We start from the raw sequence: 13,371 nt of genomic DNA, 5'->3' as shown, positions 1-13,371 counted from the left end.
CTCCGCTGCCTGCGACACATCTGCCACGACCGGTGGATATTGCGTCGCCGGGGATGCACGATAAGGTGGGCTGGTTTACGATCCAAAGCGCTTTGGGTTGATCCGACCCCCCGGCTTCACACCCGGGTCACCCGAAGCGAGCATTACCGATCTGGCGGGGCCGGCAAGGTCGCGCGACAGGAACCGTCTAGGGAGACCAAGGTCATGACGATCCGCGTTGTTGTCTGGGGCGAAAACGTCCACGAGCAAGAGAATGAAGTCGTCCGGAAGATCTATCCGGAAGGCATGCACACCACGATCGCCAAGGGCCTGGACGAGGATCCCGTCATCGAGGTTTCGACCGCGACGCTGCAGGAACCGGAACACGGCCTGACCGAGCAGCGCCTGGCCGATACGGACGTGCTGATCTGGTGGGGCCACAAGGCGCATGGCGAGGTCTCCGACGCCGTCGTCGAGCGGGTCGCGCAGCGCGTCTGGGAAGGCATGGGCCTCATCGTCCTGCATTCCGGCCACTTCTCGAAGATCTTCAAGCGCCTGATGGGCACCCCCTGCTCACTCAAGTGGCGCGAGGCCGGCGAGCTCGAGCGCGTCTGGGTCATCAACCGCAACCACCAGATCGCCCAGGGCCTGTCCGATTATTTCGAGATCGAGCAGACCGAGATGTATGGCGAGCCCTTCACGGTTCCCGAGCCGCAGGAGACGGTGTTCGTCACCTGGTATGAAGGCGGCGAAGTGTTCCGCTCGGGCCTGACCTGGCAGCGCGGCGGCGGCAAGGTGTTCTATTTCTCGCCCGGCCACGAGACCTACCCGATCTATTACAATCCCGACGTCAAGCAGGTGCTGAAGAACGCCGCCAAGTGGGCCTACAACCCCGCTCCGGCCTGGGCCGGCATCGAGAAGGCGCCGAATACGCCGGCCGACAAGGCCCCGAACGGCCCGCTCACCATCAAGGGCGAGACGCTGCACAAGCATGGCGAGGAAGGCTTCCACTAAGCCTCGCCAAACGCGAAGCGGCGGGCTGGGGCGCAATCCACCGCGCCCGCCCTCACCCGCCGGCTTCGCGACCAGCCTCTCCCCCCGGAGAGGTGAAAGACAGTCCACCCTCTCGGGACATGCTCCCGTCACCCAAGCCCGCCACCCAAGAGTGAAACGCATGGTCAAGATCCTTATCCTGGGAACCGGCAGCATGGCCGAAAGCCATGCCATCGCCTTCAAGGCGGCCCCGGGCGCCACCGTCGTCGCCGCCGTCGAGACCGACGCCACGCGCCGAACCGCCTTCGGCAAGAAGCACGGCATCACCAACCTGTTCGCCGATCTCGATGCGGCGATCGAGTGGGGTCAGTTCGACGCCGCCGCCAATGTGACGCCGGACGCCGTCCACTACGACACGACGATGAAGCTGCTCGCCGCCGGCAAGCATGTCTTCTGCGAGAAGCCGCTCGCGACCGACTACCCGCACGCGCTGGTCATGGCCGAGGAGGCCGAGGCGAAGGGCGTCATCAACATGGTGAACCTCACCTACCGCAACTCGCCCGCGCTGCAGAAGGCGCGCGAGCTGGTCGCGGCCGGCCGGATCGGCTCGATCCGCCATGTCGAGGCGTCCTATCTGCAGAGCTGGCTGGTCGGCAAGCAGTGGGGCGACTGGCGCACGGAATCGCGCTGGCTTTGGCGCCTGTCGGAAGAGCACGGCTCCAAGGGCGTTCTGGGCGACATCGGCGTTCACATCGTCGACTTCGCCTCGTTCGGCGCCGATAGCGACATCACCACGGTCGACAGCCGCCTGAAGACCTTCCACAAGGCGGAAGGCGACCAGATCGGCGAATATAAGCTCGACGCCAACGACTCGGCGATCATGATGGCCGAATTCGCCAATGGCGCGATCGGCACCATCACCGCGACGCGCTTCGCCACCGGCCATGCCAACGACCTGACGCTGCAGCTGTTCGGCACCGAAGGCGCGCTGAAGGTGATGACCGACGGCCGCACGTCGTCGCTGGAAATCTGCGTCGGCCCCGATATCGAGACGCAGACCTGGAAGCCGGTCGAGTGCCCGCCCGTCGTCACGACCTATGAGCGCTTCGTGCAGGCCTGCAACACGGGCATCAATGGCGACCCGAGCTTCCGCCGCGCCGCCGAGATCCAGCGCATCCTGGACATGTGCTTCGACCAGGACGTCGTGCGCAAGAAGATCGGCTGATCCCGCCTTCGCTGCCCAACAGTACCTCGGCCCGGCATGTCCGGGCCGAGTGCGTTCTGGAACATGTTTGCCCCATAGAATTTCTCCCGGCGCGCACGAATTGTACCTAGCGTATTATCTCAGTCATTCGGCGGGCTTACTCTTGGTGGACGGTTCGGGCTGGCGTGCCATTTGGGTTGAACGCCACCGAAGCCTGTGAAATCGTCCTCCGCGACTGCGCAGCGCAGTCTGGAATCAAGGGGTATGTCTATGTTTCGCTCGGTTGGATTGGGTCTTTTGCTTGCGTCTGTCGCCCTCGCGGGCAGCGCATTCGCTGAGGGATCCAACAGCAAGGCTCCCGTCACAACGGAAAACTTCGTCCGGGCAGAGACCGACAATTACCTCGCGATGAACGCGAAAGTGGTCGGCGGACTGGGCAAGTTCCAGCACTCCCGCGCGCCCGCTTCAATCGACAACCAGACCGTCATTCGCATGAACCGGGACACGCTCTACTCGTTCGCGGTATTTGATCTTGCCGGCGGTCCGGTCACCATTTCGCTGCCGGATTCCGGCAAGCGCTACATGTCGATGATGGTCGTCGACCAGGACCACTACGTGCCGATCGTCGCCCACGGCAACGAGACGGTCACGCTGAGCCAGGAAAAGCTCGGCACCCGCTATGCCTTCGTGGCGATCCGGACGCTGGTCGATCCCAACGATCCCGCGGATCTCGAGCAGGTCCACAAGCTGCAGGACTCCATCGCGGTCAGCCAGAAGGACGCCGGCAAGCTCGAGCTTCCGGACTGGGATCAGGACAGCCTCACCGATATCCGCAACGGTCTGCTCGTGCTGGCACGGCACCAGCCGTCGTTCCATGGCGCCTTCGGCACGCGGGATCAGGTCGATCCCGTCCAGCACCTGATCGGCACGGCGGCCGGTTGGGGCGGGCTTCCCGACAGCGAAGCCAACTACCAGAGCTTCACGCCCGAGAAGAATGACGGCAAGACGGTCTACACCATCCAGGTGCCGAAGGACGTGCCGGTGAAGGATTTCTGGTCCATCTCCGTCTACAACAAGCAGGGCTTCTTCGAAAAGAACGAGCACAACGCCTACTCGATCAACAACATCACCGCGAAGAAGAACGACGACGGCTCGGTGACGATCCAGCTCGGCGATTGCGACGGCAAGATCGCCAACTGCCTGCCGATCGTCGACGGCTGGAACTATACGGCGCGGCTCTATCGTCCGGAACTGCCGATCCTTTCCGGCGAGTGGACCTTCCCGGCCGCGATCCCCCGGAACTGACCTTCCGCCGCCAGCACGCGACGCTCGGCCAATCCGCCGAAAATCGACGAAAATGTTAGAAATCGGCCCGGCTTTGCCCGGGCCGATCGCATTTTGGGCTTCCTTTTCGCGCGAAACACGTCCGGTTGTGTGTTGCGGCGACGACACGCGACCCGCAAACCGAGCGCCCCGGGCTTGCAATCCAGAATGTCACAGCTATAAAAAACGCTTCCTTCAACTCCGAACACGGGGGGATTTGCATGGCATCGCTGCATATTGTCGTCGCCCCGGTTAAGCCGGCTTCGGGATTTCCCCGCCGCTAGTTCGGACGTTCAGCGGGCATCGCCTCGGTCTCATCCCGCGGCTTCTTGAGATCCCGCTTCTCGATACTCAAACCGTTTCACCGTGAGCCGTCCGCGCATTGATTGCGCGTCGCTCGCAGTCCTTTTTCTCACTTTTTGGGACCGGATCGGCGTCATCGACGCGTCCGGATTGTCATCATGACTCGATTCAGATTCCCGCGCTTTCGCATCCGATGGCGGGCCGATGCCTTCTCCAACGTGCTTGGCTTCACCTTCGCCCATTGGCACAAGCAGCCTTTGCTGATCGTCGGCATCGGGCTGACCATCCTCGTATCCACCATGGCCGATGTGCTGCTGCCGCTTTATGCCGGCCGTCTCGTCGATGCGATCGCCGGTGGCATCCAGGACCGCGACGAAGCCCTTTCGGCCGCGTTGCATGCGTTTGGCGCGCTGATGGCGCTCGGCGTCGGCATGATGGCACTGCGCCATTGCGCCTTCCTCGCCATCATCCGGCTGACGCTGAACATGATGACGGACATTGCGGGCGATGCGTTCCACCGCGTCCAGCGCTTTTCCACCAACTGGCATGCCAACGCGTTTGCCGGCTCGACCGTGCGCAAGATCACGCGCGGCATGTGGGCGCTCGACCTGCTGAACGACACGCTGCTGCTGGCCCTGTTGCCCTCGATCGCCATGCTCGTCGGCACCACCATCCTGCTCGGCTCCTACTGGCCGGTCATGGGCCTGATCATCGCGATCGGCTCGGTGCTCTACATCGCCATGACGGTCTCGTTGTCGCTGTTCTATGTCGCGCCGGCGGCGAGCCTCGCCAACCAGTGGGACACCAAGCTTGGCGGCGCACTCGCCGACGCGGTATCCTGCAACGCGGTGGTGAAGGCGTTCGGCGCCGAGGACCGGGAGGACACGCGGCTTTCGCGTGTCGTCGCCAAATGGCGTTCGCGCACGTCGCGCACCTGGATCCGCGGCACCAATAACGGCACGGCACAGGGCATTCTGCTGGTGTTGTTGCGCGGCGCGATTATCGGCACCGTGCTGCTGCTCTGGTGGCATGGCCAGGCGACGCCGGGCGACGTCACCTTCGTGCTGACGGCGTTCTTCCTGCTGCAGGGCTACCTGCGCGATGTCGGGGTGCATATCCGCAACCTGCAGCGCTCGGTCAACGACATGGAAGAACTGGTCGCTCTGCATGCGCAGCCGCTCGGCATCGAGGACAAGGCCGACGCCGTGCCGATGGTTGTCGGCGCGGGCGAGATCCGCTTCGAGAACGTCACCTTCCATTATGCCGGCCATAACACGCCGCTCTACAAGGACTTTGACGTCACGATCCGAGCGGGCGAGAAGATCGGCCTGGTCGGCCATTCCGGCTCCGGCAAGACGACCTTCGTCAAGCTGATCCAGCGTCTCTACGACGTCACGGATGGCCGCATCGTGATCGACGGGCAGGATATCGCCCATGTCACGCAGTCGTCGCTGCGGGGCGAGATCGCGATCGTGCAGCAGGAGCCGATCCTGTTCCACCGCTCGCTGGCCGAGAACATCGCCTATGCGCGCCCCGGCGCGTCGATGGCAGAAATCATCGCGGCGGCGAAGCTCGCCAATGCGCATGACTTCATCGAACGACTGCCGCAGGCCTATTCGACGCTGGTCGGCGAACGCGGCGTCAAGCTCTCGGGCGGCGAACGCCAGCGCGTGGCGCTGGCCCGCGCCTTCCTGGCCGATGCGCCGATCCTGATCCTGGACGAGGCGACCTCGAGCCTCGATTCGGAATCGGAGGCGCTGATCCAGGAGGCGATGGAGCGGCTGATGGAAGGCCGCACCGCGATCGTCATCGCCCACCGCCTGTCGACGGTGCGCGCGCTCGACCGCCTGCTGGTCTTCGACCGTGGCCAGATCGCGGAAGAGGGCACGCATGAGGCGCTGGTCCGCATCGAGGACGGCATCTATCGCAAGCTGTTCGAGCGGCAGGCGATGGACCTGACCCGAGGCCTCGCGGCCTGACGACAACGCTTTGGGCCGGCTTGCGGTCGGCCCAAAGCCCCCTTCTCTACGGGAGCGCCTTCTGCCGGGGCTCCGGCCGCGTGGCGATCCACAGCGCGCAGGCGAGCATTCCGACCGCAACGAGCGCGGCGAGCCACCAGGCCGGCTGGGCCGTCCACCAGAACACCGCATAGCCGATTGCCATGCCGCCGCAGGCCAACCATTTCGCCCTGCGCGGGATGGCGCCCTGCTCGCGCCAGGCGCGCAATACCGGGCCGAAGCGCGGATGATTGAGCATCCACGCTTCCAGCCGCGGCGACGACCGGCCGAAACTCCAGGCGGCGAGGATCAGGAAGACCGTCGTCGGCATGATGGGCAGGAGCGCACCGATGATGGCGAGCGCCAGGAAGACGAATCCCAGCACGACATAGCCCGCCCGCCGACCGAAATTCAGGGCCGAACCGGTTCTCGTTCCGGGGCGTTGCTCCGGCTCCACTTGGGAATTGCCTCCGGTTCATCGGGTTCGCAAGGTCGGCTTCCACCGCCGGCCCTGCCCGGCGAATGGCACGCGTTGCGCAGCCAGGCAAGAGCCCCGTCCCGTTGAACGCCGCAAGCGCCATCCTTGCAACGGTGGGCGAAGCGAAAGTGAGGCCTCTAGACAGTCGGTTCCGGAGCCGGGCGGCTGACCAGTTCGGCCGCGGCGCGATTGGCGTTGGCGAGCGCCTCCGCCAGGGCGCTGCCCCTGGCGAGGCTGGCGGCCAGCATGCCGATGAAGGCGTCTCCCGCACCATGCGTGCTGACCAGCTTGACCGGGATCGCCGGAATCGCGATTTCCTCGCCCGCCGCCGTCACGCAGGCGACGCCCTCCCCGCCGGCCGTGACGACCGCCGTCGGATAGCTCCGCGACAAGATGCGGGCGGCGGCGAGCGCGCCCTCCAGGCTCTCCACTACCGGCACGCCGGCCAGCAGTTCCGCCTCGATCGCGTTGACGACGATGATGTCGACCTTCGCGGTCAGCGCCTCGGAAGGCATGCGCGCCGGCGCCGCGTTCAGGATCACCAGCCCGCCGGAATGCTTCGCCGCGCTTGCCGCCGCGACATTGGCGCTGTCCGGCACCTCGTTTTGCAGCACTAGGATCGGCCCGGACGCAAACAGCTCGGCCGCCGCCTGCACGTCCTTCTCGGAAAGCGTGAGATTGGCGCCGGAGACGATCACCGCGCCATAATCGCCCTCGCCGTCGAAGATCGCGACGCTCATGCCGGTGGAGCCGCCGGGCAGGACGCGGACGAAGCGGCGGTCGACACCCTGCTGGTCGAGGTTGTGCAGCAGCGTGCGGCCGAAATCGTCCTCCGCCACCGCGCCCACCATCGCACTGTGCGCGCCGGCATGGGAGACAGCCACCGCCTGGTTGCCGCCCTTGCCGCCGCATTTTGGCTGCCAGGATTGGCCGGTGATCGTCTCGCCCTTGCGCGGGCGGGCGGGTCCGCGAACGATCACGTCATAATGCAGGCTGCCAAAGACGATGACGGTGCGGGCGCTCTCGCTCATAGGGTCTTGTCTCTTCGGTTGGCGGCAACGGCCGACATGGTCTTATCGAGATTGCGCTCCGCCCGCGCGTAGTCGCGCTGTGCGACCGCCACAAACACGGCGTCGAGAATGTTGAGCTGGGCGATGCGCGCCGCCGCGTTTTCGCCCATCAGCGGCGACCCCTGCGCCGTCGAGCAGAGCACGATTTCGGCCTGCTGGGCCAGCGGCGAGCGATCGTAGTTGGTGATGGCCAGCGTCCGCGCGCCATTGCGCCGCGCCAGCTGGACCGCCTCGATCACCGCGCTGGTATTGCCGGAATGCGAGAAGCCGATCGCGATATCGCCGGGTTCAAGCAGCGAGGCCGACATCGCCATCATGTGCGCGTCGTCCTGCACGCTGGCGCGCAGGCCGATGCGCAGGAATTTGTGGCCGACATCGCGCGCGATCTGCGCCGATCCGCCGACGCCGTAGAGATCCCGCTGCTGCGCGCCATGGATCGCATCCACCGCGCGGTCGAAGGCCTCGACGTCGAGGATCGCCAGCGTTTCCTCCAGCGCATGGATCGAGGTGCGGAACACCTTCTCGATGATCTCGCGCGACGTATCCTCCGGCGAGAGGTCCTGATGCATGCCAGCGGCCGGCAGCCGGTTATATTGCGCCAGCGCCGCGCGGAAGCCGCGATAACCGTCGAAGCCCAGCTTTTTGGTGATCTTGACGACCATCGCCTCCGAGACTCCCGTCCCGGCCGCGATCCGCTTCAGCGGCGTCTCCACGCCGAAATCGCGCATCGCCAGCACCGCCTCGACGACATGCGCCTCGCGCGGGGTCAGCGACGGCAGCATCATGCGGATGCGCGGGCCGATGGAACTGGGGTTCGCGTCTTCGGGGACCATGCGGGACCTCTCAAGCGGCCGAAAGCCTGTCGGCGTCAGTTCGAAGGCGCCAGCATGGCTTCCTGCACGATGGCGTTGGACGCAACCGCGTCCTGCCGGTCGATCGCCTCGCCGAGGCGATTGTCGCGCTCCAGCCGGTCGACCACCGCCAGCATGCGCCGGACCGTGGCGATGTTCACCTCGCATTCGCGCACGGGGTCCAGCCCGGTCATATCCGGGAAGGTGTCGAAATAGATCGCGCCGGCATAGCCATCGCGCCGGATCTGGCGCAGCAGTTCGATCGTCTGCACGGAATGCACGGCGCCGACCATCAGCCCGTCGTCGCGCTTGGCATAGCCGTCATTGAGATGAACGCCGAGCAGGCGGCTGTGGCGCGCGATCAACGCCGCCGCGAAAGCAGGCTGCTCGTCGGCATAGAGCACATGCGCGAAATCCAGCGTCACGCCGAGATTGGGCGCGCCAGCCTCCTGGATCGCCAGCAGCGTGGTCGCGCAATCCGGCATCAGGCTGTAGGCGCGCGGCTCGTTGGGCTTGTATTCGATGCTGATCAGGCAGTCCGGATCATGCGCACAAACTTCACGAATTCCCGAAACCTCGTGATCCCACATCCGGTCATAGTCGCCCTGGAAGGCATAGTCGAAGCCGTCCTGCCCGAGCCAGATCGTCATCAGGTTGGAGCCGGCGGCGCGCGCCGCATCGATGCCGCGCTTGGTGAGGTCGATCGCCTCCTGCCGGACGGCGGCATCCGGATGAGTGAACGCGCCCAGCTTGAACGCGGGGTTGGTGTAGTAGCGCATGGCGAAGCCATTGATCTGGAGCCCGAGATCGCCGAGCTTTCCGGCCAGGACGCGTGGATCCTCGCCGACATGGTCCGGATAGTTCAGATCCAGATCCGTCAGCCCATTCACCTTGGCGGCCCGCGCCGCCATCTGCAGAACGCTCGGCTTGCCCTTCTGGTCCGGCCATTCGGCCTCGGCGCGCGAGGCAAAGGAATTCAGGCGGGTGGCAAAGCGGAGGCTCACGGCGTCAGACCTGTTCTGCGGAAGGGCGCCGCTCACTTCACATTTTTCTACCAGTTTGTAAAGTTTCGACCGTATCCGCCTCGCGGCCGAAGCACGGCTCGCGACAGGCGCCGGCGCCTTTGCGGGCCATCAGGGCTGGTCACACCCCGCTCAGCCGCTATCATTCCCCTCCCTGCGACGGCGCACCCCTGCCCCTTACCCCATGAGGCACCGATGACCCGACTGACCGCCAAGGACTTCCATCCCGAACTGCTCGAGCTCTACGATTTCTACGCGCATGGCCGCATCACCAAGCGCGAATTCCTCGACCGGGCGGCCAAATTCGCCATTGGCGGCGTCACCGCCGCGTCCATCCTGGCGACGATGAGCCCCAACTACGCGCTCGCCGAACAGGTTTCCTTCACCGATCCCGACATCGTCGCGGAATACATCACCTATCCCTCGCCGAACGGCCATGGCGAGGTGCGCGGCTATCTCGTCCGCCCCGCCAAGGCCGAGGGCAAGCTGCCGGCGGTCGTCGTCGTGCACGAGAACCGCGGCCTCAATCCCTATATCGAGGATGTCGCCCGCCGGGTCGCGAAGGCCGGCTTCATCGCGCTTGCCCCGGATGGCCTGACCTCGAAGGGCGGCTATCCCGGCAATGACGAAAAGGGCGTCGAGCTGCAGAAGCAGGTCGACCCGGAAAAGCTGATGAACGACTTCTTCGCGGCGATAGAATTCCTGATGAAGGACGAGCGCACGACTGGCAAGGTCGGCATCACCGGCTTCTGCTATGGCGGCGGCGTCGCGAACGCCGCGGCCGTCGCCTATCCCGAGCTCGGCGCCGCCGTGCCCTTCTATGGCCGCCAGGCCAAGGCCGAGGACGTGCCGCGCATCAAGGTGCCGATCCTGCTGCATTATGGCGAGCTGGACACGCGCGTGAACGAGGGCTGGCCGGCCTATGAGGCGGCGCTGAAGGCCAATGGCAAGACCTACGAGGCCTATATCTATCCCGGCGCCAACCACGGCTTCCACAACGACTCGACGCCGCGCTACGACAAGGAAGCCGCCGATCTCGCCTGGCAGCGCACGATCGACTGGTTCAAGAAATATCTGGCCTAGCCAGCCCCAATCCCGCCCGATGAAATGAAACGGCGCGGCGCCCTTCCAGGCGTCGCGCCGCTATCAACGGCTTTTCGAGGCACTGGGGCGGCGTGTCCGCCCCAGCCCGTTCCCGGACGCTAGTCCCTCGCACGCGCCAGCTTGGTCCGCACCGCCGCCTGGTCGTTGGCGGTCAGTTGGGTCGGGCCCAGCTTGAAGGTGATGTTGTCGAGCTTGCCGGTGAAGGCGAAGGGAACCTGATAGTCCGCGTCGTTCACCGAAGAGCGCGTGTCGACGCCGACATCGAAGGTTTCGTCGATCGTCATCAGGAACGGCGTGGAGTTCGGGATCGGCTGGCGATCGACCTCCGCGTCGTCGACCTTGAGCACGCCGGTGCCGCCCTTGCCCGGGCCGGGGCCATTATAGGTGAATTCGAACGCGACGGTGTGCTTGCCCGGCGTCAGCGCGTCCTTGCCGGCCCAGCGGAAGTGCTCGAGGGCGAGCAGGTTGTAGGCGAAGACCGGCTTGCCCTTGAGCAGATAGAAGCCATAGCCGCCGAAGCGACCGCCCAGCGTGGCGAGCATGCCTTCCGCGCCGCTGTCGGGGATCTCGACCTCGGCGGTGATGGTGTAGGACCGCGCCAGGAGATCGGGCGAGGCGCTGGCCGGCACGCCGGAGACCTGGCCCGAATAGCTGAAGCTGTTCCGCCCTGCGGTGGGAGACGGACGCGGCGCCAGCAGGCGCTGGACGATCGAATTGTCGAGCGGGAAGACGTTGTATTTCGCCGCCTCGACGAGGAACAGGTCCTTGAGTTCCTGCAGCTTGGCCGGGTTGGCGGCGGCGAGGTCGTTGTTCTGCGAATAGTCTTCGGCGAGGTTGTAGAGTTCCCAGTCATAGCCGCCGATGACATCCGGCATCTTTGCAAGCCCCATCAGCCAGGGCGGCTGCGGCGGCGTGGTCGAGGCGATCCAGCCATCGTGATAGATGGCCCGGTCGCCGAACATCTCGAAATACTGCGTCGTCCGCGCCGATGGCGCATCGGCATTCGCCTTGTCCCAGCTATAGGCCATGCTCACGCCCTCGATCGGGCGCTGTGCGATGCCGTTGACCGAGAGCGGCGCCCGGACGCCGGTCGCTTCCAGCATCGTCGGCACGATATCGATCATGTGGTGGAACTGGTGGCGGATGCCGCCGGCATCCTTGATCCGCGCCGGCCAGGCCATCGCCATGCCCTGCCGCGTGCCGCCGAAATGCGAGGCGATCTGCTTGGTCCATTTGAACGGCGTATCGAAGGCCCAGGCCCAGGGCGTCGCCATGTGCGGCGAGGTCACGTCCGAGCCCCACGCATCGTAGAATTGGAGCTGCTTCTCGACCGGGACATCAATGCCCTGCAGCGCCGCGAGATCGAAGGGCGTGCCGCTCATCGAGCCTTCGGAGCTCGTGCCGTTGTCGCCCTCGATATAGATGATCAGCGTGTTGTCGAGCTTGCCCTGGTCCTCCACCTCCTGGATGACGCGGCCGATCTCGTGGTCGGTATAGGCGACATAGGCGGCGTAGACCTCGGCCTGGCGGGCGAACAGCTTCTTGTCATCGGCCGAAAGCGTATCCCATTTCGGCAGGCTGTCCGGCCAGGGCGTCAGCGCGGTGTTGGCGGGAATGACGCCGAGGCGCTTCTGGTTGGCGTAGATCTGGTCGCGCATGGCGTTCCAGCCCATGTCGAACTTGCCCTTGAACTTGGCGATCCATTCCGGCGTCGGCTGATGCGGCGCATGCGTGCCGCCCGGCACGAAATAGAGAAAGAACGGCTTGTCCGGCGCGGCGGCCTCGGTCTGCCGGAGATAGTCGATGGCGTTGTCGGCAAGGTCGGTGGTCAGGTTGTAGCCGGGCTTGCCGACCCATGGGAAAACCTGGGTAGTGTTCTTGAAGAGATAGGGCGTCCACTGGTTGGTCTCGCCGCCCATGAAGCCGTAGAAATAATCGAAGCCCATGCCGACCGGCCATTGGTTGAACGGTCCGGCCTGGCTGTACTGGAAGCTCGGCGTGTTGTGGTTCTTGCCGAACCAGGATGTCGTGAAGCCATTCTCCTTCAGGATCTCGCCGACCGTCGCATTCTCCGGCCCGATGACGGAATCATAGCCGGGGAAGCCGGTCGACTGTTCCGTCACGACGCCGAAGCCGACCGAATGGTGGTTCCGTCCGGTGATCAGGGCCGCCCGCGTCGGCGAGCAGAGCGCGGTTGAATGAAACTGCGTATAGCGGAGGCCGGCATTGGCGACGCGGTCGAGCGCCGGGGTCGGGATGACACCGCCAAACGTGCTGGAGACGCCATAGCCGGCATCGTCCGTCATGATCAGCAGGATGTTCGGCGCACCGGCGGGCGGCACCACCGTGGGCGGCCAGAACGGCTTCGAGCTCGGCGCGTCCAAATTGATCGTGCCGCCAAAGGGTAGCGGCGGCGCCGGGATCTGCCGGCCGTCGATCGTCTGCGTCGCGCTCGGCGACCCGGGCGTTCCGGTAATCGTCTGCGCATGGGCGGCCGCGATGCACAGGCTGGAAGAAAGCATGAAGAAGGAGAAAAATCGCTTTGAAATCATGGCAGACCTCTCGCAAGCAGCGTGAATTGCCGGCATGAAATATACTATGGAATACGAACCGAATGACTTACGCGCAGAGTGAGGACTTCCTCGCCCGCCGTCGCCACGATACCGAAACGCGACGGAGCCTCAAATATCGTTTCCCTCGCAGGAAAGCACGATGTTGTTACAATCGGCGCGTGAACCTGCCGGCAACCGCCCGGATGCGATGAGTCGGACGCGGGCATCCCAGCGCGTAAGCGGCGAGGGACGCGAACCTTCACCCCTCCTCGCGCGCCGCCGAGGCTGCCGCCTGGCGCGCCATATTGGCGAGATGGAGTGCTTGCCGGCCAGCGAGGCAACGCCTGGAGCCGATGGCAAGCTATGGCTGCCAGCCGGGCCAGGCAGGGCCCGCTGGAAAAATTTCGCACGCCCCGAGCGCTTCGTGTCGAAATGGAGCCTCGGCATTCGTCGTCTGGTTAGCCCGGCCGCGATCGGGTCGAAATCGAAAGGAAA

At 65.1% G+C, this 13,371-nt stretch carries 11 protein-coding genes; 6 read left to right on the top strand and 5 right to left on the bottom strand.

Annotation, left to right across the window (positions count from 1 at the left end; translation table 11 throughout):
- Positions 1-204 precede the first annotated feature (204 nt).
- From ABIE08_RS04295 to ABIE08_RS04280, 4 genes are all read left to right on the top strand, one after another.
- Positions 205-993, top strand: a complete 789-nt coding sequence (locus tag ABIE08_RS04295) for a ThuA domain-containing protein (protein WP_354549001.1) — start codon at positions 205-207, stop codon at positions 991-993.
- Between the two features lie 160 nt (positions 994-1,153).
- Positions 1,154-2,197 carry a Gfo/Idh/MocA family protein gene (locus tag ABIE08_RS04290; protein WP_354549000.1) on the top strand — a complete coding sequence of 348 codons (1,044 nt, stop codon included), beginning with the start codon at positions 1,154-1,156 and terminating at the stop codon, positions 2,195-2,197.
- Between the two features lie 387 nt (positions 2,198-2,584).
- A complete protein-coding gene (locus ABIE08_RS04285; protein ID WP_354548999.1) occupies positions 2,585-3,481 on the top strand; it encodes a DUF1254 domain-containing protein in 897 nt (298 codons plus the stop codon).
- Between the two features lie 479 nt (positions 3,482-3,960).
- A complete protein-coding gene (locus ABIE08_RS04280; protein WP_354548998.1) occupies positions 3,961-5,781 on the top strand; it encodes an ABC transporter ATP-binding protein in 1,821 nt (606 codons plus the stop codon).
- A 46-nt stretch (positions 5,782-5,827) separates the two neighbouring features.
- Here ABIE08_RS04280 and ABIE08_RS04275 read toward each other — a convergent pair whose 3' ends face one another.
- The 4 genes from ABIE08_RS04275 to ABIE08_RS04260 form a co-directional block, all read right to left on the bottom strand.
- Complete coding sequence (locus ABIE08_RS04275; RefSeq protein ID WP_354548996.1) at positions 5,828-6,256, bottom strand: YbaN family protein; 429 nt, start codon at positions 6,254-6,256, stop codon at positions 5,828-5,830.
- A 158-nt stretch (positions 6,257-6,414) separates the two neighbouring features.
- Positions 6,415-7,308, bottom strand: coding sequence for a ribokinase (locus ABIE08_RS04270; RefSeq protein WP_354548995.1), 894 nt, complete (start codon positions 7,306-7,308; stop codon positions 6,415-6,417).
- Positions 7,305-8,180: a MurR/RpiR family transcriptional regulator gene (locus ABIE08_RS04265; RefSeq protein WP_354548994.1), complete on the bottom strand. Its 876-nt coding sequence runs from the start codon at positions 8,178-8,180 to the stop codon at positions 7,305-7,307. Before ABIE08_RS04265 ends, ABIE08_RS04270 begins: the two co-directional genes overlap by 4 nt.
- A gap of 35 nt (positions 8,181-8,215) precedes the next feature.
- The gene (locus ABIE08_RS04260; protein WP_354548993.1) at positions 8,216-9,202 is read right to left on the bottom strand and encodes a sugar phosphate isomerase/epimerase family protein; all 987 of its coding nucleotides are present in this window, start codon (positions 9,200-9,202) and stop codon (positions 8,216-8,218) included.
- 213 nt (positions 9,203-9,415) lie between these two features.
- Between ABIE08_RS04260 and yghX the strand changes: the two genes are divergently transcribed.
- Positions 9,416-10,303, top strand: a complete 888-nt coding sequence (yghX, locus tag ABIE08_RS04255; protein WP_354548991.1) for a YghX family hydrolase — start codon at positions 9,416-9,418, stop codon at positions 10,301-10,303.
- A 119-nt stretch (positions 10,304-10,422) separates the two neighbouring features.
- Here the strand turns inward: yghX and ABIE08_RS04250 are convergent, their stop codons facing one another.
- Positions 10,423-12,630: an arylsulfatase gene (locus tag ABIE08_RS04250; protein WP_354548990.1), complete on the bottom strand. Its 2,208-nt coding sequence runs from the start codon at positions 12,628-12,630 to the stop codon at positions 10,423-10,425.
- On the opposite strand from ABIE08_RS04250, the gene ABIE08_RS04245 reads away from it, so the two are divergent.
- Positions 12,629-12,901, top strand: a complete 273-nt coding sequence (locus ABIE08_RS04245) for a hypothetical protein (RefSeq protein ID WP_354548989.1) — start codon at positions 12,629-12,631, stop codon at positions 12,899-12,901. The genes ABIE08_RS04250 and ABIE08_RS04245 overlap by 2 nt on opposite strands.
- Positions 12,902-13,371 lie beyond the last annotated feature (470 nt).

Origin of the sequence: Kaistia defluvii, from assembly GCF_040548815.1 — a bacterium.
In the GTDB taxonomy this organism is placed as follows: Bacteria; Pseudomonadota; Alphaproteobacteria; order Rhizobiales; family Kaistiaceae; genus Kaistia; species Kaistia defluvii_A.
This window is presented reverse-complemented; position numbering and strand designations above follow the sequence as displayed.

Coding starts and splice junctions, on each gene's coding strand:
- yghX (WP_354548991.1), top strand. CDS start 9,416: ATGACCCGACTGACCGCCAAGGACTTCCATCCCGAACTGCTCGAGCTC.
- ABIE08_RS04270 (WP_354548995.1), bottom strand. CDS start 7,308: ATGAGCGAGAGCGCCCGCACCGTCATCGTCTTTGGCAGCCTGCATTAT.
- ABIE08_RS04280 (WP_354548998.1), top strand. CDS start 3,961: ATGACTCGATTCAGATTCCCGCGCTTTCGCATCCGATGGCGGGCCGAT.
- ABIE08_RS04250 (WP_354548990.1), bottom strand. CDS start 12,630: ATGACGGACGATGCCGGCTATGGCGTCTCCAGCACGTTTGGCGGTGTC.
- ABIE08_RS04285 (WP_354548999.1), top strand. CDS start 2,585: ATGAACGCGAAAGTGGTCGGCGGACTGGGCAAGTTCCAGCACTCCCGC.
- ABIE08_RS04290 (WP_354549000.1), top strand. CDS start 1,154: ATGGTCAAGATCCTTATCCTGGGAACCGGCAGCATGGCCGAAAGCCAT.
- ABIE08_RS04245 (WP_354548989.1), top strand. CDS start 12,629: ATGATCAGCAGGATGTTCGGCGCACCGGCGGGCGGCACCACCGTGGGC.
- ABIE08_RS04295 (WP_354549001.1), top strand. CDS start 205: ATGACGATCCGCGTTGTTGTCTGGGGCGAAAACGTCCACGAGCAAGAG.
- ABIE08_RS04265 (WP_354548994.1), bottom strand. CDS start 8,180: ATGGTCCCCGAAGACGCGAACCCCAGTTCCATCGGCCCGCGCATCCGC.